Raw genomic sequence first — 12,032 nt, forward strand, 5'->3', positions numbered from 1 at the left:
CTCCCCTGGTGGTGGAGCAGGGATAACCGAAAGTGCCGCCGGTCACACCCCCGGTACGGCCGCCAACGCTGCGGTGAGTACCTCGAGGTCGTCGTCGGTGACGTCGACGTGCGGGGAGATCCGCAGGGCCGGTCGGGTCATCACCGTGGGCGCGCGCCACAGGTCGACGTAGGTGGTCAGCACGGAGTGCTCGGCGATCAACCGGGCACGCACCTGCTCCGCATCGACGCCGTCGGGGGGCAGCGCGGTGGTGATCGCGCTGGGCTCATCGAGATCCTCGACCACCCGCCAGCCCGGAACCTGGGTCAGTGCCTGCCGGGTGGCGGCGCCGACGTCACGCAGCCGGGCCTGGATCGCCTCGGGTCCGGCAGCGATGTGCTCGCCGAGCGCGACCGAGAATCCCAGGTGCGCTCCGACGTTCGTCTCGGCATGACCGAGCCGGTTGCGCGTGTCCTCGGAAAGGAACCCGGGCCGGGTGGCGAGCACTCCCACTCCGCGCGGCCCGGCGGTCCATTTACGCGACGACGAGTACAGCGCGTCGGCGCCGATGCCGGCGCAGTCCAGGTGCGCGAAGCCCTGCGCGGCGTCGATGATCAACGGCAGCCCCTGCGTGTGGCATGCCCCGGCGATATCGCGCACCGGCTGCACCACCCCGCTGTGACTGCCCAGCATGGTGAAGTGGACCAGCGCGGGCGGATCGCCGGCCAGCGCGGCGCCGACGGCGTCGAGGTCGAGCCGGCCGAACCCGTCGACCGGCAGCTCCCGGATCTCGAAGCCGTGGCGCGCCATGATCGCCAGATTCGGTCCGTATTCGCTTGCCAGACAGGCGATCACACGCTCACCCGGCCAGTCGGCCAGCAGCGCGTCGAGGGCGTGGTTGGAGCCGGTGGTGAACACGACGTCCGCGTCGGCCATCCCGGTGAGCGCGCGCACCGCCGCACGGCCGGCGTCGAGCGCGGGTGCGGCCGCCTCCGCGGCGACGTAGCCGCCGACCTCGGCCTCGTGGCGGGCGTGCTGGGCTGCGGCCTCGATGGCGGCGAAGCTCTGCCGCGAGCACGCGGCGCTGTCGAGGTGCACGCCCGCGGCCGGCGGCCGCGCGGCGCGCCACGTGTCGGCGAGAGTCACTTGACCGCCAGCGAGAGGCCGAAGTCGCCCGCCTCGTCGGTCCACCAGTGGGTGCGCCGCAGGCCGGCCGCTTCGAGTTCACTGTCCACCCGGGACCGGCGGAACTTGCACGACACCTCGGTCAGCATCTCCTCACCGTCGCCGAAGTCGACGTCGAGGTCCAGCGCCGCGATGTGCACGGTCTGCGCGCGGGTGGACCGCAGCCACATCTCGATGCGCTCCTCGTCGGGATTCCAGCGGGCGACATGCGCGAACGCGTCGAGGTCGAAGTCGGCGCCCAGCTCCCGGTTCACCACCGCGAGCACGTTCAGATTGAAACGCGCCGTCACCCCGGCACTGTCGTCGTACGCACGGACCAGCCGTCCGGTGTCCTTGACCAGGTCGGTGCCCAGCAGCAGCGCGTCACCGGGCTGCATCATCGCCGCCACCGAGGACAGGAACTCCGACCGCGGTCCCGGCGTCAGGTTGCCGATGGTGGAGCCCAGGAACGCGACCAACCGCCGCCCGGTCGCCGGGATCTTGCCCAGGTGCTCCTCGAAATCCCCGCAGACCGCGGCGACGTCGGTGCCGGGGTATTCGGCCTCGATCGCCGCGCCCGCCGCCTCGAGCACGGTCGCATCCACGTCGAACGGGATGAAGCGGCGCAGCGCGCCGCGCCCGGCCATCGCGTCGAGCAGCCTGCGCGTCTTCTCCGACGTGCCGCTGCCCAACTCGACCAGCGTGTCGGCGCCCGAGACCTCCGCGATCTCCCCGGCGCGCGCCGCGAGGATCTGCGCCTCGGCCCGCGTCGGGTAGTACTCCGGCAACCGGGTGATCTGGTCGAACAGATCGCTGCCGACGGAGTCGTAGAACCACTTGGGCGGCAACGATTTCGGCGTGCCACCCAGCCCGTCGCGGACGTCGCGGCGCAGCGCCGCCTCGGCGGCGTCGGCGGCCAGGTAGTTCTCCAACGAGAACGTCATCACGGTCCTTTCAGCGGTGTCAGCTCGACCTTCGGGCCGACGTCGTCGACGTCGACGGTGACCAGGTGGCGATCGGGGATCTCCTGCCAGGACGGGTCGTCGTCGTAGGGTTCGCTGGCCAGTACGACGCCGTCGGGGCGGCGCAGCACCGACAGGGTGTCCCCGCAGGTGGTGGCGACCAGTCGGGATCCGTTGGCGGCCAGGATGTTCAGCCGCGCGTTCGGGTCGGCGGCGGACAGGCCCGCGATCGTGTCGCCCAGGTCGTCGAGGCCACGCTCGAAGATCAGCGCCGCCAGCAGCGCGCTGTCGTTGGTCGACTCCGCCTTCGCCGACAGCGGAAGCACCGCCCGGTCGACGAGCCCGTTGTGCGACAGCAGCCACGTCCCGTCGGTGAACGGCGCCGACGCCGACGCCTCGATCGGCATGCCGACGCTGGCCGAGCGCACCGCCGCGACCACGCACCCGCTCACCAGGGCCGGGGCCACCGAGGCGAACGAGGCGTCGCCCCACAGCGGCGCCGCGCTGCGCCAGCGGCGAGGCTGCGGCCCGTCGAAAAACCCTGCGCCCCAGCCGTCGGCGTTCATCAGCCCGTGCTTCTGCCGACGCGGCGCGTAGGACTGCACCAGCAGACCCGACGGCGGCTCGAGCATCAGCGACGCCAGCGAGACCGGGGCACCCAGCCAGGCCAGGTGCCTACACATCCCACGCCAGCCGCACGCCCGAGAAGATCTGCCTGCGGATCGGGTGGTCCCAGTTGCGGAAGCTCGGCCGCAGGATGCCGGCCGCCACCGCCCACGAGCCGCCGCGCAGCACCCGGTAGTCGCCCGAGGCGACGCCGTCGAAGAACGGCGCCGAGTACTGCTCGTAGACCATCGGGGTGAAGCCCGGCCACGGCCGCAGCGTGGAGGTGGTCCACTCCCACACGTCGCCCAGCATCTGTTCGGCGCCGTACGCCGACGCCCCGCCCGGATACGCCCCGACCGGCGCGGGGCGCAGCGCGCTCCCACCGAGGTTCGCCCGCTCGGACGTCGGTTCGGCTCCGCCCCACGGGAAGCGGCGGCGGACGCCGGCGGCGGGATCCCACGCGCACGCCTTCTCCCACTCGATCTCGGTGGGCAGCCGCGCCCCGGCCCACGCCGCGTACGCCTCGGCTTCGAAGAAGTCGACGTGCTGCACCGGTTCGTCGGCCGGGATGTCCTCGACGTGCCCGAAGCGGGTGCGCGTGCCGTCACCGTTCCAGAACAGGGGCGCGGTCAGCCCGGCCTGCTGCCGGTGCGCCCAGCCCGCCTCGGACCACCAGCGCGGCTGGTCGTAGCCGCCGTCGTCGATGAACGCGCGCCATTCGCCGTTGGTGACGGGCACCCGGCCGATGCGGAAGGCAGGGACGTCGGCGACGTGGGCGGGGCGTTCGTTGTCCAGCGAGAAGGGCTCGGCGACGGGGTCGACGCCGAGCACGAACGTGCCCGCCGGTACCTCGACCGACGTGCCGGCCAGCCCGGCCCGACCCGCCGGCAGCGCCGCGCCCCGGTCGAGAAGCGGTGCGCCCGAGCGCAGGTTCAGCGCCTGCAGCATCGTCTCGTCGTGCTGGTTCTCATGGCTGACGACCATGCCGAACGTGAACGCGTCGGGGTGTCCTTCGGGCAGCGCGTCGAGCGCGTCGAGCACCTTGCCGCGCACGGTCGCGCAGTACGCGCGGGCGTCGGCAGGCGGCAGCAGCGGCAGGTCGACCCTGGCGGTCCGGGAGTGGACGAACGCGTCGTAGAGCTGATCGACCTGCCGGGACAACAGCCCCGGACGGTCGGGGTTGCCGCCGCGCAGCAGCCACAGCTCCTCTTGCTGACCGATGTGCGCGAGATCCCACACCAGCGGGCTCATCAGCGGGTCGTACTGCCGGCGCACCTCGGCGTCGTCGAAGTCGACCAGGCGCAGGGTGCGGTCCCTGGCTTTGGTCAGTTCCTCGGCCAGCACCTCGCGTGACGTCACAGTTCCCCTTCTGCCAGTTGGGTGACCGCCTCCGCGATCCCGTAGGAGACCACCCGGTCGGCGAAGTCGTCGGCCGGGCAGCGTCCGCGTTCGACGGAACGCACCAGCTGTTCGATCGATTCCGTCAGTGCCGCCGGGGCGCGCTCGGCCGCCGCGGTCACGCACGTCACCGCGGCCTCGTGCAGGTGCCGGTCGGCCAGCCCCTCCCGCGCCGCCCGGTCCCACGCCGTGTCGACGTGCTCGGTGGCCTCGGCGGCGACATCGGCGGCCACCGGATCGTCGAGCAGCGTGCTGAGCGTCCACGCCACGGCGGGCCACAGCGCGTCCGACACGCTGTCCAGGTAGCGGATCTCGAGGAACCCGCGCGGCCGCACGGGCGGGAAGAGCGTGGTCAGGTGGTATTCCAGATCCGCGATGGTGGGCCGCCGACCGCCGAGCAGCACCCGCCCGTCGGCCCAGTCCGCGAACGGCACCCACTCGGTGACCGGTTCGGGGTCGGGGTTGTGCACGAGCATGACGGGCGCCCGCAGCGCGTAGCGCGCCCAGTCGCTGGCCGGGTCGTCGCCGCTGGCCCCCAGGACGGGCCCGCACCGCGCCGAGTCGAGCTGGCCCCACACGCGCTGGCGGGTGGACTGCCAGCCGGTGAAGCCACCGCCGAGCATCGGCGAGTTCGCGGCGACGGCGATCATCGTGGGTCCCAGCGCGTGGGCCAGCCGCACCCGGTCGGCCCACTGGGTGCGCGGGCCCGATTCGACGTTGACCTGGATCGAGGCCGTGGACGTCATCATCGCCGCGCCGGCGTCGGCGGTGCCGCTGGCTTCGAAGAATTGCTCCATCGCGAGGTAGCGCCCGCCCGGGTTCACCCGCCGTGCCGGCCGCAACGGGTCGGCGCCGAGCAGGACCAGGCCGAAACCCGCCTGGTGGAACGCGGTGCGCAGCGCCGTCCGGTCAGACGTCATCGCCGCGATCGCGGCGTCCGGTCCGGCCGCCGGCGGCCCGGACAGTTCCACCGCGCCGCCCGGTTCGACGGTGACCATGCTTCCGCCCGGAAGGGCGGGCAGCGCGGCGATCACCGAGGTCAGCTCGTCCCATCCGGGCCGGCGTCCCGGATCGGCCAGCGCGAAGCAGTGCGCCTCGATCTCCAGCCCCACCCCACCGACCGGACCGTCGGTGAGACATCGTTCGACAAGGTGTTCGCCGGCGGCTTCAGCGCTGGTCAGCGCGTTGTCGGCGCAGCCGGTGACCCCGTCACACGGCATCGTGCGGCCCATATCAGCCGTCCTCTTTCGATCGTTGACGCTCGCTGCCTGACGAGTCTTCCCCTTTATCTTCCAGAGCGCACCGACAATTTCCGGCCGTCGGCGGGTGACACATGGATGACGTGTCCGCCCACGGCCGCGGCGTTACTGGCCGAGCGTGTTCTGCATCGCCCCGGCCAGCACGTTGACCGCGGGGCCGCCGTTGCCCGACTGACACACCTTGGCCTGCAGCAGCACGTTCTCCCGCAGCCGGGTCGTGACGAAGCAGCGCCGGTCGGTGCCGGCCTCCTGCTTGACCCAGTCGGCGTCGGCGGCACCGGCGGGACCACCGGTGAACGACCACACCTGCGTGGTGAAGTCCTCCAGGTGCATCGCGGTGGTCTGCCCGCTGCAGCCGACGGTCCGATCCACCACGCGGCGGTAGGCACGCCCGGCCGCCTCCGGCGTCGCGAACACCCCGACGGCCTGCTTGACCAGGTGGGTCGTGTCGGTCGGCGACTCCTGGGCGGTGGCGCCGTTGAACGCGGCCAGATCGGGGTCGAGGTAGACCTCGGGCAGCCCGATGTCGGCCCAGTTGTTGCAGATCGGGTTGTCCACGTAATAGGCCTGGAACGGCTCGGAGAACGTCGACTCGAACCCCAGCCGCGTTCCGACGATGTTGCCCACCGAGCCCTTGTTCAGCACGGCGTAGTTGACCACTCCGGGATCGGAGGGCCGCGCTGCCGCGGGCACGGCGAGGGCCAGTCCTGCGGCGGCGACACAACCCAGGGCGACGGCTTTCACCTGACCGATCATGCCAGCCGGTGCGGCGGTCAGTCCTCGGCGCGGCCTTCGCGCTCCGTCTGCAGCGCCGGGACCGCGTCGTCGCACGGGTCGGCGTGCCAGTCACCGAAAGGGTTTCCATACCCGGGCCATTCGTGGGGACGATCCATCTCCGCGTCGGTCAGCAGGGCGCCGGCCAGCACGTCCCGGATCTCGCGTGCCGTCGCACCACAGGTCAGCACCGCCAGGGAGGTGTGCCGATCGCCGTGGCGGTGGTTCCACATCAGCCCGGCCATCGCGCGTCGTTCCGGGTTGACGTAGGCGACCTCGCGAGCCGTCATGGCCGCCAACCACTTTCCCGCGTTGGTCACACGCAGTCCGCCTCCCGCGGACTCCAGCCACATCACCCGGTCGGGCCGGCCGGCCAGCCATAGCCGGCCGCGGCTGCGGACCACGCCGTCGAGCAGGACATCGAGTGCGTCGTGCAGGCGACCGGGATGGAACGGCCGCCGCGACGTGAACTCGACGAGTCCGACGCGGCCGTCCGAATCCAGTGGGGGTTGACCGCACAGCAGCGACGCGTGCGGGTCGTCGCTGCGACCCCGCCGCGCATCGGGTTCGAGGTGCGCCAGCGCGAGTTCGAGGCGATCGGTGCCGACGGTGACACGGGCGCGCGGCGCCAGCCTGCGCACGACGGCGAGCGTCTCCGGATCCGGGATGGTCAGGACGGCCACATCGGCGAACTCGACCTGCCCGACGACCACTTGGGCCACGGTGCGGCCATCGTGGAGCTCCTCTTCCCCGAGAGCCTGGGGCAACCAGGTGGCGCTGTCGACGGTGGCGACGACGGCCGACAGCGCGACGTCGCGCGCCACTGGCGAGCGGGTGATCGCGACCGCGACGGGTTCGGGCTCCATCCAGGGACCGAGCCGGACCACGATGCGGTCGACATCGGGCCGGCGGTGCAGGTCACCCAGGTGCTGAAGCAGATCCTTGCGCACGGTGCAGGAGACACAGCAATTCGTCAGCTCGAGGACCGTGTCCGCGACGACGGTGATTCCCCGTTGCACGAGTGCGGTGGTGCAGTGCACGACGTGGCCGTCGAAGTGGTGCTGCACCAGCGCCGTACCCGGCCTGTCGAGCAATATCCGAGCAATGTCGTCGGTGTGGTGCTGGCCGGTCACGATCACGACGGGGGTGCGCATCGCCCTCCTTTAATGGGAATGATTTTCAATAAGCGTGCGTTCACGCTACAGTTTCGACCGCAGCTTGTCGAAAATCATTTTCAATAAGGAGGGATCCGATGTCCGCCCACTGCCAGGTCACCGGTCGCCGACCCGGCTTCGGCAACGCGGTGTCTCACTCGCACCGTCGAACCCGTCGCCGCTGGGATCCGAACATCCAGCGCAAGACGTACTACCTGCCCTCCGAGGGCCGACGGATCACGCTGCGCGTCAGCGCCAAAGGCATCAAGGTCATCGACCGCGACGGCATCGAGTCGGTGGTGGCGCGCCTGCGCCGGGAAGGGCGGAAGATCTGATGGCACGCAACGACATTCGCCCACTCGTGAAGCTGCGCTCGACCGCGGGCACCGGCTACACCTACATCACCCGCAAGAACAGGCGCAACGATCCCGATCGGATCGTGCTGCGCAAGTACGACCCGGTCGTGCGTCGGCACGTCGACTTCCGCGAGGAGCGCTGATGGCGAAGAAATCGAAGGTGGTCGCCAACGAGCGGCGCCGCGAGACGGTCGCCCGCCACGCCGATCGCCGGGCCGCCCTCAAGGCGACCATCCGGTCCACCTCGTCCACCCCCGAGGAGAAGGCGGCCGCGCAACAGGCGCTCAACCGCCAGCCGCGCGACGCCAGCCCGGTGCGGGTGCGCAATCGCGACGCGGTCGACGGACGGCCGCGGGGGCATCTGCGCAAGTTCGGCCTGTCGCGGGTGCGGGTCCGCGAGTTGGCACACCGCGGTCAGCTGCCCGGCGTCCGGAAGTCGAGCTGGTGAAACGCGGCAGGCGGGACCCACTCGCCGCCCCCAAGAAGCGGCGAAACCTGTTGTCAGCGTTGGGGATCGAGCGCGTCGATTACAAGGACACCGCCACGCTGCGACAGTTCCTGTCCGAGCGCGGCAAGATCCGTTCCCGAGCGGTGACGGGGGTGACCGTCCAGCAGCAGCGACAGGTCTCCGCGGCGATCAAAACGGCCCGCGAAATGGCACTGCTCCCGTACCCCGGGCAGCGGTGATCGCGCGCCGAGTGCACGGTTTCTGACGGTCGTCTGCTGATCTCCGTCAGAAACCGTGCATTCGCGGCTAGGAACCGGCGCCCCGCACGCCCTCCTCGACCTTCTTGCCGAGGTCGGGATCGACGTTGCGCCAGTACTCGAACACCCGCGACAACACCGGTTCCTTCACGCCGTCGGAGACATGTCCGACGATGTTGCTGACCAGCCGGTCGCGCGCCGCGTCGTCGAGCACCTCGCGCACCAGTGTGCCGGCCTGGCTCCAGTCGTCGTCCTCGGCGCGCAGTGCGTACGCCGAACGCACCATGTCCCCGTCGGAGGACCAGTGCACCTCCGACGCGCGGCGCGGATCGGCTTCCGGACCGCCCATGGAATTGGGCGCGTACACCGGGTCGGTCGCGTTGCGGATCCGCATGGCCCCGTCCTTGGAGTAGGCCCGCACCTCCACCTTGGGCTCGTTGACCGGGATCTGCTTGTAGTTCACGCCGAGCCGGTGCCGATGCGCGTCGGCGTAGGAGAAGCCGCGCGCGAGCAGCATCTTGTCCGGCGACAGTCCGGTGCCGGGCACGATGTTGTTCGGCTCGAACGCGGCCTGCTCGATCTGCGCGTGGTAGTCGACGACGTTGCGGTTGAGCGTCATCTTTCCGACCTGCTGGAGCGGGTAGTCGCTGTGCGGCCACACCTTCGTCAGGTCGAACGGGTTGATGCGGTAGGTCTTCGCGTCCTCGAACGGCATGATCTGCACGTGCAGCGTCCAGGACGGGAAGTTGCCGTCCTCGATCGACGTGAACAGGTCGCGCTGGTGGTAGTCGCCGTCCTCGCCGGCGAGCCGGTCGCCGTCTTCCTGGGTGAGGAAATCGACGCCCTGATCGGTCTTGAAGTGGTACTTGACCCAGAACATCTCGTCGTCGGCGTTGAGCCAGCTGTAGGTGTGGCTGGAGTAGCCGTTCATGTGCCGCCACGTCTTCGGGATACCGCGGTCACCCATCAGCCAGGTGACCTGATGTGCCGACTCGGGTGACAGCGTCCAGAAGTCCCACTGCATGTGGTGGTCGCGAAGATTGTTGGCCTGCATCCGCTTCTGGCTGCGGATGAAGTTCTGGAACTTCATGGGGTCGCGGATGAAGAACACCGGTGTGTTGTTGCCGACCATGTCGAAGTTGCCCTCCGACGTGTAGAACTTCAGCGAGAACCCGCGCGGATCCCGCCAGGTGTCTGGGCTGCCGCGCTCGCCGGCCACCGTCGAGAACCGGGCGACCATCTCGGTTTTCACGCCCTGCTGCAGGAACGCCGCCTTGGTGAAGGCGCTGACGTCGTGGGTGACCTCGAACTCGCCGAACGCGCCACCGCCCTTGGCGTGCGGCTGCCGCTCCGGGATCCGCTCCCGGTTGAAGTTGGCCATCTGCTCGAGCAGGTAGTGGTCCTGCAGCAGGATGGGGCCGTCGGGACCGACGGTCAGCGAGTGCTCGACGCTGGGAACGGGTGCCCCGGCATCGGTCGTCGCGTACTTCTCAGACATCTGTTCTCCTCGGGGCTGGGCGGATGTCGGGCTGTGCCGCCGTCCAAAGCCAGCGGGTACCCGGAAGCGGCTCGATCAATCCCTCACGGACGCGCCGGCGTGGGGGTGTCGGGAGCCGTCGGCGCACCACCGGGCGGGCGCGGGATCTCGATGATCTGTCCGGGGCCGAAAGGTCCGGGAAAGGACGGTCCGCGCTGCATGCCTCCGGGTGGACCCATCGGGAACATGGCCGGTCCGGGTCGCATCATCATTTCGTGGCCGCGGTCGTAGTCCCCGCGGTGACCGTTGCTCATCGCCTTGCCGGTGAGGAACCCGGCGCCGAAGATGACGACGACGATGAACAGCGACCCGGCGACGATGCCGACCCATGCGGCGGCCTTGTTGAGCCGGCTGGACCGCTCGACGTAGACGGGCTGGGGCGGAACCGGCGTCGGTCCCTGATAGGCCGCGGGTGGCGTCAGGACGGGACCGGTCGCGGGATCGGTCTGATCGTGCGGCGGCGGTGTTGTGTCGCTCATGGGCATGATCCTGCTCTTGCTAGGCACAGCGCCGGTTAGACGTCCGCTGTGAATCGCCTAAGAACGTGCGGCTCAGCCCGGGCCCGCCAACAGCAATTCGGCCAGTGGATGCACGGCGTAGCGCAGCGAGAAGGCCTCGTAGACCGCGCCGACGACGAGCAGCACGGCGGCCAGCAGTGCCAGCGACCCGAGGTTCTGGAGCCCTCGACGGTAGGCGGCCCTGCGGGTGTCGACGCCCGCGAGGTCGGGACGGATCCAGTATCTGCCGAGCAGGTAGGCACCCAGCAGCAGCACGAGGTAGGCCTGCAGTTCGATGATCAGCGTCACCGAATGCGGGATCAGCGCCACCCAGCCGATGTCGTTCGGGGGGACCAGGGCCACTCCCGTCGTCACCACCCAGTAGCCGAACAGCGGAAGTCCGGCGAAGGGCACGATCATCGACGGCGCGACGATGGTCAACGCACCCATGCGGATCACGTTGACGCCGAGAATCACCAGGGCGAACAGCCAGGGGTTGTCGAACACCGACTGCACGAGTTCCGTCGTGCCGTTGGCATCCAGGACCTTCCGGCGCGCCTCGGTGAGCTGCGGGAAGGCGAGCCCGGCGGCGAAGCCCACCAGGAACAGCCCGTACACCACCGCATTCGCCGCGAGATAGGCGCGGGAGTTCTCCGCGATGATGCGCAACGGCCGCCAGGATCGGACCACGTGTCTGCCTCACTTCCGTGTACGACTCGCTAGTACAGTGTGTTAGTCCCACGCTAACACGGTGTACTAGTGGGCGACGGCCAGGAGGGTGGAGACGCGGGAGAGAATCCTGAAGGCGGCGGTGGAGATGATCGCCGCGACAGGTGGGGACTTTCTCCATCGCGGTCGACGCGGTCCTGTCGTCAGCCGGCAACAGCTTCCTCGCGCTCCTCGACGGAGACTCCTGCGATCTTGAAAAGCCGCAGCACACACGGGCCCCGGTTGTAGAATTCGGCCCAACGGTGGGGGGACGCGATGACCGGATTGGTGATTCTGGCTGTCGGCGGAGTGATGATGATCGCCGTGGTCGTCGTCTGGATGGTGCGGGTTGATCAGGCCAGCCAACGCAAACTCGACCTGATGCGCGCCCAGTGGGAAGCCGAGGGACGGGAAGGGCCATGCCCGGGCCTCGGTAGCTGGAGTTGAGTCGAACGGTCGCCGCTGACCCGAGGATCGTGCGTGGCCGGTACGCCTGCACGATCTGGACCGTCGCGGCGGTGGCATTCACTGCGTGTGGACGAGGCACCGCGATCGACACCCTCATCACCTTCGATGGCGAGCGCCGCACCATCACGACGGCGAATGTCACATGTACGAGGCAACCCGACGAGAGCCTCGTCGTTCTCGTCGTCGAGAAGACGGCGCGCACCGTTCGCATCCACCTGAGTCAGCGGGGGCACATCGCCGTCCTGAAGGCGGGGTTCCGGTACGACGAGTTGAGTGGGTTCGTCGGCGATCCCGAGCAGATGACGGGCAGCAAGGTGGACGACAACTTCACCGTGCGTGGGCGGATGCCACCTGCTGACGGTGAAAGAGACTGGCACTCATTCACGATCGAGACGAGCTGCCCGAGCTACCGCAATGCGGTACCGGCGGACACTGTTCCGAACATCGGGTCGCCGTGACCGGTCG

Annotated in this window: 16 protein-coding genes; 6 read left to right on the top strand and 10 right to left on the bottom strand. The window is 69.8% G+C overall.

The genetic code is table 11. The features are described 5' to 3' along the window. Positions 1-42 precede the first annotated feature (42 nt). The 7 genes from egtE to mrf form a co-directional block, all read right to left on the bottom strand. The gene (gene egtE / locus MCHLDSM_RS22485; protein ID WP_048472089.1) at positions 43-1,125 is read right to left on the bottom strand and encodes an ergothioneine biosynthesis PLP-dependent enzyme EgtE; all 1,083 of its coding nucleotides are present in this window, start codon (positions 1,123-1,125) and stop codon (positions 43-45) included. Next, positions 1,122-2,087, bottom strand: coding sequence for an L-histidine N(alpha)-methyltransferase (gene egtD / locus MCHLDSM_RS22490; RefSeq protein ID WP_048472090.1), 966 nt, complete (start codon positions 2,085-2,087; stop codon positions 1,122-1,124). The genes egtE and egtD overlap by 4 nt, the downstream gene beginning before the upstream one ends. After that, a complete protein-coding gene (egtC, locus tag MCHLDSM_RS22495; protein ID WP_048472091.1) occupies positions 2,087-2,788 on the bottom strand; it encodes an ergothioneine biosynthesis protein EgtC in 702 nt (233 codons plus the stop codon). The genes egtD and egtC overlap by 1 nt, the downstream gene beginning before the upstream one ends. Further along, positions 2,781-4,070 carry an ergothioneine biosynthesis protein EgtB gene (gene egtB, locus MCHLDSM_RS22500; protein ID WP_048472092.1) on the bottom strand — a complete coding sequence of 430 codons (1,290 nt, stop codon included), beginning with the start codon at positions 4,068-4,070 and terminating at the stop codon, positions 2,781-2,783. Before egtB ends, egtC begins: the two co-directional genes overlap by 8 nt. Continuing rightward, positions 4,067-5,341 carry an ergothioneine biosynthesis glutamate--cysteine ligase EgtA gene (gene egtA, locus MCHLDSM_RS22505; RefSeq protein WP_082169032.1) on the bottom strand — a complete coding sequence of 425 codons (1,275 nt, stop codon included), beginning with the start codon at positions 5,339-5,341 and terminating at the stop codon, positions 4,067-4,069. Before egtA ends, egtB begins: the two co-directional genes overlap by 4 nt. A gap of 132 nt (positions 5,342-5,473) precedes the next feature. After that, positions 5,474-6,124 (bottom strand): sensor domain-containing protein, encoded by a 651-nt coding sequence (locus tag MCHLDSM_RS22510; RefSeq protein ID WP_048472093.1) that lies wholly within the window; start codon positions 6,122-6,124, stop codon positions 5,474-5,476. Between the two features lie 17 nt (positions 6,125-6,141). Continuing rightward, positions 6,142-7,296, bottom strand: coding sequence for a ribosome hibernation factor-recruiting GTPase MRF (gene mrf, locus MCHLDSM_RS22515; RefSeq protein WP_048472094.1), 1,155 nt, complete (start codon positions 7,294-7,296; stop codon positions 6,142-6,144). 98 nt (positions 7,297-7,394) lie between these two features. On the opposite strand from mrf, the gene rpmB reads away from it, so the two are divergent. The 4 genes from rpmB to rpsR are packed head-to-tail and all read left to right on the top strand — an operon-like array spanning position 7,395 to position 8,339. After that, positions 7,395-7,631: a 50S ribosomal protein L28 gene (gene rpmB / locus MCHLDSM_RS22520; RefSeq protein ID WP_048472095.1), complete on the top strand. Its 237-nt coding sequence runs from the start codon at positions 7,395-7,397 to the stop codon at positions 7,629-7,631. Beyond that, positions 7,631-7,795 (top strand): 50S ribosomal protein L33, encoded by a 165-nt coding sequence (gene rpmG, locus MCHLDSM_RS22525; RefSeq protein WP_048472096.1) that lies wholly within the window; start codon positions 7,631-7,633, stop codon positions 7,793-7,795. Before rpmB ends, rpmG begins: the two co-directional genes overlap by 1 nt. Next, the gene (gene rpsN, locus MCHLDSM_RS22530) at positions 7,795-8,100 is read left to right on the top strand and encodes a 30S ribosomal protein S14 (protein WP_048472097.1); all 306 of its coding nucleotides are present in this window, start codon (positions 7,795-7,797) and stop codon (positions 8,098-8,100) included. Before rpmG ends, rpsN begins: the two co-directional genes overlap by 1 nt. After that, a complete protein-coding gene (gene rpsR / locus MCHLDSM_RS22535; RefSeq protein ID WP_048472098.1) occupies positions 8,097-8,339 on the top strand; it encodes a 30S ribosomal protein S18 in 243 nt (80 codons plus the stop codon). Before rpsN ends, rpsR begins: the two co-directional genes overlap by 4 nt. 67 nt (positions 8,340-8,406) lie before the next feature. Here rpsR and MCHLDSM_RS22540 read toward each other — a convergent pair whose 3' ends face one another. From MCHLDSM_RS22540 to MCHLDSM_RS22550, 3 genes are all read right to left on the bottom strand, one after another. Beyond that, positions 8,407-9,855 carry a catalase gene (locus MCHLDSM_RS22540; protein ID WP_048472099.1) on the bottom strand — a complete coding sequence of 483 codons (1,449 nt, stop codon included), beginning with the start codon at positions 9,853-9,855 and terminating at the stop codon, positions 8,407-8,409. A gap of 83 nt (positions 9,856-9,938) precedes the next feature. Further along, positions 9,939-10,373, bottom strand: a complete 435-nt coding sequence (locus MCHLDSM_RS22545; RefSeq protein WP_048472871.1) for a hypothetical protein — start codon at positions 10,371-10,373, stop codon at positions 9,939-9,941. Between the two features lie 72 nt (positions 10,374-10,445). Then, positions 10,446-11,081, bottom strand: coding sequence for a stage II sporulation protein M (locus MCHLDSM_RS22550; protein ID WP_048472100.1), 636 nt, complete (start codon positions 11,079-11,081; stop codon positions 10,446-10,448). A 294-nt stretch (positions 11,082-11,375) separates the two neighbouring features. Between MCHLDSM_RS22550 and MCHLDSM_RS38205 the strand changes: the two genes are divergently transcribed. Both MCHLDSM_RS38205 and MCHLDSM_RS22555 read left to right on the top strand, forming a co-directional pair. Further along, positions 11,376-11,546, top strand: a complete 171-nt coding sequence (locus MCHLDSM_RS38205; RefSeq protein ID WP_156455015.1) for a hypothetical protein — start codon at positions 11,376-11,378, stop codon at positions 11,544-11,546. Between the two features lie 71 nt (positions 11,547-11,617). Next, positions 11,618-12,025: a hypothetical protein gene (locus tag MCHLDSM_RS22555; RefSeq protein WP_131722681.1), complete on the top strand. Its 408-nt coding sequence runs from the start codon at positions 11,618-11,620 to the stop codon at positions 12,023-12,025. Positions 12,026-12,032: the final 7 nt, after the last annotated feature.

The organism is Mycolicibacterium chlorophenolicum (assembly GCF_001044235.1).
Lineage (GTDB): Bacteria > Actinomycetota > Actinomycetes > Mycobacteriales > Mycobacteriaceae > Mycobacterium > Mycobacterium chlorophenolicum.

Bases quoted from the DNA above. Each gene is read 5' to 3' on its own strand.
- egtD (WP_048472090.1), bottom strand. From the start codon at position 2,087: ATGACGTTCTCGTTGGAGAACTACCTGGCCGCCGACGCCGCCGAGGCG.
- egtC (WP_048472091.1), bottom strand. From the start codon at position 2,788: ATGTGTAGGCACCTGGCCTGGCTGGGTGCCCCGGTCTCGCTGGCGTCG.
- egtA (WP_082169032.1), bottom strand. From the start codon at position 5,341: ATGGGCCGCACGATGCCGTGTGACGGGGTCACCGGCTGCGCCGACAAC.
- MCHLDSM_RS22510 (WP_048472093.1), bottom strand. From the start codon at position 6,124: ATGATCGGTCAGGTGAAAGCCGTCGCCCTGGGTTGTGTCGCCGCCGCA.
- mrf (WP_048472094.1), bottom strand. From the start codon at position 7,296: ATGCGCACCCCCGTCGTGATCGTGACCGGCCAGCACCACACCGACGAC.
- rpmB (WP_048472095.1), top strand. From the start codon at position 7,395: ATGTCCGCCCACTGCCAGGTCACCGGTCGCCGACCCGGCTTCGGCAAC.
- rpmG (WP_048472096.1), top strand. From the start codon at position 7,631: ATGGCACGCAACGACATTCGCCCACTCGTGAAGCTGCGCTCGACCGCG.
- rpsN (WP_048472097.1), top strand. From the start codon at position 7,795: ATGGCGAAGAAATCGAAGGTGGTCGCCAACGAGCGGCGCCGCGAGACG.
- MCHLDSM_RS22540 (WP_048472099.1), bottom strand. From the start codon at position 9,855: ATGTCTGAGAAGTACGCGACGACCGATGCCGGGGCACCCGTTCCCAGC.
- MCHLDSM_RS22545 (WP_048472871.1), bottom strand. From the start codon at position 10,373: ATGAGCGACACAACACCGCCGCCGCACGATCAGACCGATCCCGCGACC.
- MCHLDSM_RS38205 (WP_156455015.1), top strand. From the start codon at position 11,376: ATGACCGGATTGGTGATTCTGGCTGTCGGCGGAGTGATGATGATCGCC.